The organism is Streptosporangium sp. NPDC003464 (assembly GCF_053588315.1).
This window is the reverse complement of the sequence record NZ_JBSFPS010000416.1, coordinates 1-5756: the sequence shown is the minus strand read 5'-3', so window position 1 is coordinate 5756 and position 5756 is coordinate 1. Positions and strand designations below refer to the sequence as shown.

Below are 5756 nucleotides of genomic sequence, written 5' to 3'. Positions count from 1 at the left end.
GGCCGTACGTCAGCGGCCGGCGGGCAGGCGCGATCAGGACGCTCACCGGGTGCGCCTTGCTCGGGCCGGCGCCCCACCGGGGCACGACAAAACCCCCGAAAGCTTCCTTGCCGGGCTCCACCTCCGCGGAGCACTCATCTGGATCAGAAGCCTCGACCCGCTATAGATCCAAACCCAGAACGCTCCCTAGCGGCCCTGCTAGCGGTGAAACCCTCTCCTGACCTGCGGTCTAGCGTTCTAGCGGCCCTATGCGAACGCCCCCGGAGCGGACTCCAGGGGCGTCGGGCAGGCGAGGCGGCTGCTAGGGCGAGGTCTTGCTCTTGCCGAGTGCTTCGGTGACGTCGGTGCGGTTGAAGCCCTTGCGGTTACGGCCTCTACCGGCGCTGTCGCGGCCTTGGACGCCGCCACCGGCAAGGTGATCGGCTCACTGCATCGTCGGCACCGCACGATCGAGTTCAAGACGTTCCTGGCCAAGCTCGACCGTGAGGTTCCCGCCGATCTTCACGTGCATCTGATCTGCGACAACTATGGCACCCACAAGACCGAGGCGATCAAGAAGTGGCTGCTGGCCCATCTCCGGTTCCACCTGCACTTCACTCCGACCGGCTCGTCCTGGCTGAACCTGGTCGAGCGCTGGTTCGCCGAGTTGACCACCAAGAAACTCCGCCGCGGTGTTCACCGCTCCGTCCAGGCCCTGGAACGCGATATCCGCGCATGGATCGCCGGTTGGAACGACGATCCGCGACCGTATGTGTGGACCAAGACCGCAGACGAGATCCTCCAGGCCCTGGCCTCGTATTGTCGACGGATCAAAGACTCAGGACACTAGGTTTGACCTGAAGTTGATTCGAGATTTTACGGTCGCCCCATGAGCAGGATTCTGGTGATCGGTGCGACCGGAAATGTGGGCAGGCATGTCGTCTCCTCGTCGGCCGAAGCAGGGCTTGAGGTGCGCGGGCCGGTGAGCGTGGGCCCGCAGGTGGCCTCGAGGTCGGTGCCGGTCGCACCTGCGGGCCCGCGGGTGGTGCGGGGCGAACGTGTCAGGCGGCCGGGCGGCTGCAGGTGACGTCCTTGCCGGGCAGGACACCGTCGACCAGGTAGCGGGTCACCTTGGTGTCGACGCAGGTGTTCCCATCCGCGAGGTAGGCGCCGTGGCGGTAGGCGCCGTTCAGTGTGATCATGCGGGAGCCGGTCAGCGCCCGGTGCATGGCCTGCTGGCCCGGGTAGGGCGTCGCGGGGTCGCCGTCCGCGCCGACGATCAACGCCGGTACGGAGTTGCCGATCCTGGTGGGCGCTTCAAGCGGCTTGACCGGCCAGAACGCGCACGGGGTGATGTTGCGGGCGAGCGGTCCGAACAGTGGTTCGGCGGTGCGGTGCCGCTGGATGTCGCGGTAGTAGGTCGCCGGGTCGCGGGGTGCGGCCCGGTCACCGCACAGGATCGCCGTGCCGGCCCGGTCTGAGGCCTCTCCAGCACCGGTGAACAGGCCGTCGAGGAGTTCCTTCAGCGAGGCGGGCAGCGGTGTTTCGCCGGCACGGCTCAGCGCCCGCGCCTCCTCGGCAAGGGTGGCATAGGACTGCGGGTGGTCGCTGTAGAGGCGTACGAACAGCCAGTACGGCACGACCTGGGCATCGACGTGGTATCCACCGATCTTCACGGGATGCCGGTTGATCTTCTCTACGGTCGCCAGGACCGCGTCACGTGTGCCGCCCAGCCCGTACTCCTTGTCATGTGACGCGGCCCAGGACGCCCAGCGCCGTAGCGCGGCGTCGATCGCGGGGGCGGCACGCGAGAACATGCGCGGACCGTACACCTGCGGGTCGACGGCGCTGTCGAGCACGACCCGGTCGGCCCGCGAGCCGAACATCTGCAGGTAGGTCGCGCCCAGGTAGGTGCCGTAGGAGTAGCCGAGGTAGGACAGCTTCTGCTCGCCGAGCGCGGCCCGGATCACGTCCATGTCGCGTGCGGTGTTCCTGGTCGTGGCATACGGCAGGGCCTGGAGATTGCCCTTGGCGCAGCCCGCCGCCAACTGTCTGGCGAGGCGCACGCCCTTGTCGAAGGTACGCCGGTCGGGTCCCGCCGAGCGGAGGAAGGTGTCGGTCTGCCACCGGCAGCTGATCGGTGTGCTGCGGCCGACGAATCGGGGGTCCATGCCCACCAGGTCGTAACGGGCCGCGACCTCGGGAATTTCCTTGCCCAGGAGCGTCATCGAGAGGCCGGCGCCTCCTGGCCCGCCGGGGTTGAGCAGCAGGACGCCGCGGCGCCGCGAGGCATCGGCGGCCTTGATCCGGGAGAGCGCGATGGAGAGGGTCCGCCCCTGCGGCCTGCGGTAGTTCATCGGGACCAGGACGGTGGCGCATTGAGCACCGGCCGTGTCCAGCTGTTCGCCCATCTGATCACCGGGTCCGGTCGCGCAGGCACGCCAGGTGATCGTCTGGTGGTGGAAGCGGTCCAGGGGTGTGGCCGCCTGCGCCGGTCCGGCGGCGCCCAATCCGATTCCGGCCGTGAGCACTACTGCGGCGGCCGTTCCACGCTTGATGAGGAGCATGCGTCATTCCTTGGTGAAGGGGTTGTTTCCAGCGGATCCGGCGCGCGTCGGCTTCCGACGCTCCGGCAGTGATGTGTCCGTGCCCAGGGTGCCCCCCTGTTGATCATTGATCACTGGCTGTATCCAACGCTAAGGGCGTGAGCAGCCCCTGGACATCGTGCGGAAAGCCGATCCGGGCCTTGCCACCGGCACACCAGCCGCCCGCTTTTCTGCGACCGCTGCCCTAACGACGACTCCTCCCAAAGGAGGACAAAGCGGGTCACGCTGGCGGCTACCTTCATCTGATGAACATGGTGCGACGATGGGGCCGCTGGTGGCGCGGCTTGCCGGTGATGGTCGCCGACAGCGTGCTGGCCGGTGTGTTGACCGCGCTGGCGGTGACGCAGGCCGCCTTGTCCGCCCATAACCCGCTCGTGCTCGCGTACCTGCTGGCGGTGCTCACCACCGCGCCGCTGGTGCTGCGCAGGCGCCACCCCGTCCCCGTCCTTGCGGTGATCACGGCGGGCCTGATCGGCTGCGGCCTGGCCGGCTACCCCAACGGATTCCAGGCCCCGCCGGTGCTGGTCAGCCTCTACACCGTCGCGGCCTACCGCCGGGAGGGCTACCGCGACGGCGTCCTGGCCCTGGTGTTGATGGCGGGCGTCCTCGTTCCCGACCTCATCGGGTCCGGGCTGACCTTCGCGATCGTCAAAAGCCTGGTCGAGAACGTGCTTCAGCTCGGCGCGACCTGGGCCATCGGGGAGGGGGTGCGCAGCCGCCGCCTGCGCCACCAGGACCTGATCGAGCACGCCCGCCACCTGGAGATCGAACGCGAGGAGAAAGCCCTGCGAGCGGTCGCTGAAGAACGCGTGCGCATCGCCAGGGAACTGCACGACGTGGTCGCCCATCACCTGTCGGTCGTCTCGATCCAGTCCGGTGCCGGCGGCCGCCTGATCGACACCGAGCCCGACACCGCACGCGAAGCCTTCTCCTCGATCGCCGCCACCACCCGCGAGGCGCTGGCCGAACTCCGGAACATGCTGTCGGTCCTGCGCCTCGCGTCCGACACCGGTGAGGACTCCTACGCCCCGCAGCCGGGGCTGGCTCAGCTGGACACGCTGCTGGAACGCTCTCGCCTGTCGGGCCTGTCGATCCGGCGGGAAACCTCCGGTCAGGTACGCCCGCTGCCATCCGGCGTGGACCGGTGCCTGTACCGCATCACTCAGGAATCACTGACCAACGTGCTCAAACACGCCCCACACGCCGACGTGACCCTTACCCTGACCTACCACCCCGCCGCAGTCACGCTGCAGGTCGGCAATGACGGCCCGGCCATCACCGGACACAGCGCCGATGGGCACGGGCTGATCGGCATGCGCGAACGAGCCACCCTCTACGGCGGCGCCCTCACCGCCGGCCCACGCGAGGACGGCGGCTTCACCGTGACCGCACACCTGCCCGCCTCCCCACTCGCCGAACCCGTCCTCGCCACGGCCCACCCGCAGCAGAGCGCACCGCGACTGGAGGTGCCCCGATGACCGGCCCCGACACCGATCACGGGACCATCCGTGTCCTGGTCGTCGACGACCAGGCCCTGGTCCGCGCGGGCTTGGCCGCCCTCCTCCGCACCGATGCCGGTCTCGCGGTCGTCGGCGAGGCCGCCGACGGCCACGAAGCCATCGCCCAAGCCGAGGTGACCGCCCCGGATGTCATCTTGATGGACATCCGCATGCCCAACCTGGACGGCGTCGCCGCCACCCGCCACATCCTCGCCCACGCCGCCGGCCCGGCACCGAAGATCCTCATCCTAACCACCTTCGACTTGGACGAACACGTCTTCGCCGCCCTGCGCGCCGGCGCCTCGGGATTCCTGCTCAAAGACACCCCCGCCGACCAGATGCTGGCCGCGATCGCCACAGTCGCCCGCGGCGAGGTGCTGCTGGCGCCCAGCGTCACCCGACGCCTGGTCCACCACTTCGTCACCGCGCCCGAACCCAACCGGCGCCAGCCCGAAGAGCTCGCCCAGCTCACCAGCCAGGAAACTGCCGTGCTCCACCTGGTCGGCCAGGGCCTGGCCAACCAGCAGATCGCCACCCACCTGAACATCGCCCAGGCCACCGTCAAATCCCACCTGGGCCGCCTCATGACCAAGCTCAAGCTGTCCAGCCGCGCCCAAGCCGTGGTCATCGCATACGAGACCGGCCTGATCATCCCTGGAACCGGAGACCGTACCTGATGCTCAACGGACCGGGCGGGAGAGTCGAGGCCGTGCCCGGGGCAAATTGAGGGAGGACGGATGTCACCTTCCAGGTCCGTCTCGGCCGTAGCCGCCTGCCTAGCCATGGCGGGCGCCTCAACGGTCGCGGTCAGCAACTTCCTCCTTGGCTTCTCGGTGTCGGTCTTCCTCGGCAAGCCCGGCGGCGGCTTCGAGCCCGCGGTCCGCTACCGCACCGGCGGTCAGGCCGACTACGTCGGCATCGAGGACTTCAACGAGGACGGCAATCTCGACATGGCCGTCACCAACCTCACCACGAGCAACATCTCCATCCTGATCGGCCGTGGCGACGGCACCTTCGTCGACGCGGTCAACTACCCGACCGGCCTCGGCCCCGGCGCGATCGCCGTCGGCGACTTCAACGAGGACGGCCACGTCGACCTGGTCACCTCGAACCAGGAACCCCCGATGTCCGTCCTCATCATCGCCTTGCCGTCCTCGCCCTCGTCGCGGGTTGCAGGTGCCTCAACCTGCTCCAGGAGGTGCCCGCGTCCGATCCCCCGCGAGGATGGTCCGCCGTAGGCGATGACGACGTCCACGCCTTTGACGTCGGCCCCGCGCCCGGGCGCGGGGAGGCAGGGCAGCGCCCGGGACGTCATCTTGGGCAGGCCCAAGGCCATGAAGACGGTGGCGAACACCGCCTCGTACTCGCGCGCCGCCTCGGCGTCGCGTCCGTGGGCTCGCCTGCCGGCATCGCGTTCTCCTCCGTGTTCCTTGGGTTCCTTCGCGATAGCGTTCACTCTCAATTCAATGCAACGAGCAAAGCGTTTTCAGTTGCGTTATGTTCACAGCTATCGCAACGATTCTGCGGCTTCCACCTGCATTGATGCTGATTATCCGCAACGTTGCCGTTGCAGGATCCGTGAAGGCAACGTAGCGTTTCCGACATCAGAAACACCGAGTGCACGGAGCCCACCATGCAGAAGTTCGACACCCCCACCCCCATCTCCGCCATC

At 68.2% G+C, this 5756-nt stretch carries 5 protein-coding genes and 1 pseudogene; 4 read left to right on the top strand and 2 right to left on the bottom strand.

Annotation, left to right across the window (positions count from 1 at the left end; all coding sequences use genetic code 11):
- Positions 1-388: 388 nt before the first annotated feature.
- A pseudogene (locus ACWDS7_RS46035) lies at positions 389-829 on the top strand (IS630 family transposase); the annotation flags it as partial.
- A gap of 211 nt (positions 830-1040) precedes the next feature.
- Here ACWDS7_RS46035 and ACWDS7_RS46030 read toward each other — a convergent pair.
- A complete protein-coding gene (locus ACWDS7_RS46030) occupies positions 1041-2546 on the bottom strand; it encodes an alpha/beta hydrolase (protein ID WP_451934443.1) in 1506 nt (501 codons plus the stop codon).
- 284 nt (positions 2547-2830) lie between these two features.
- Here ACWDS7_RS46030 and ACWDS7_RS46025 point away from each other — a divergent pair, with 284 nt between their 5' ends.
- The 3 genes from ACWDS7_RS46025 to ACWDS7_RS46015 are packed head-to-tail and all read left to right on the top strand — an operon-like array spanning position 2831 to position 5322.
- The gene (locus ACWDS7_RS46025) at positions 2831-4063 is read left to right on the top strand and encodes a sensor histidine kinase (RefSeq protein ID WP_451934442.1); all 1233 of its coding nucleotides are present in this window, start codon (positions 2831-2833) and stop codon (positions 4061-4063) included.
- The gene (locus ACWDS7_RS46020) at positions 4060-4761 is read left to right on the top strand and encodes a response regulator (RefSeq protein ID WP_451934441.1); all 702 of its coding nucleotides are present in this window, start codon (positions 4060-4062) and stop codon (positions 4759-4761) included. Before ACWDS7_RS46025 ends, ACWDS7_RS46020 begins: the two co-directional genes overlap by 4 nt.
- A 60-nt stretch (positions 4762-4821) precedes the next feature.
- Positions 4822-5322, top strand: coding sequence for an FG-GAP repeat domain-containing protein (locus ACWDS7_RS46015; protein ID WP_451934440.1), 501 nt, complete (start codon positions 4822-4824; stop codon positions 5320-5322).
- Positions 5323-5542: 220 nt separating this feature from the next.
- On the opposite strand, the gene ACWDS7_RS46010 is transcribed toward ACWDS7_RS46015, so the two are convergent.
- Positions 5543-5756: hypothetical protein (locus ACWDS7_RS46010; RefSeq protein WP_451934439.1), on the bottom strand; the 214-nt coding region annotated here is incomplete at its 5' end.

Coding starts and splice junctions, on each gene's coding strand:
- ACWDS7_RS46030 (WP_451934443.1), bottom strand. CDS start 2,546: ATGCTCCTCATCAAGCGTGGAACGGCCGCCGCAGTAGTGCTCACGGCC.
- ACWDS7_RS46025 (WP_451934442.1), top strand. CDS start 2,831: ATGAACATGGTGCGACGATGGGGCCGCTGGTGGCGCGGCTTGCCGGTG.
- ACWDS7_RS46020 (WP_451934441.1), top strand. CDS start 4,060: ATGACCGGCCCCGACACCGATCACGGGACCATCCGTGTCCTGGTCGTC.
- ACWDS7_RS46015 (WP_451934440.1), top strand. CDS start 4,822: ATGTCACCTTCCAGGTCCGTCTCGGCCGTAGCCGCCTGCCTAGCCATG.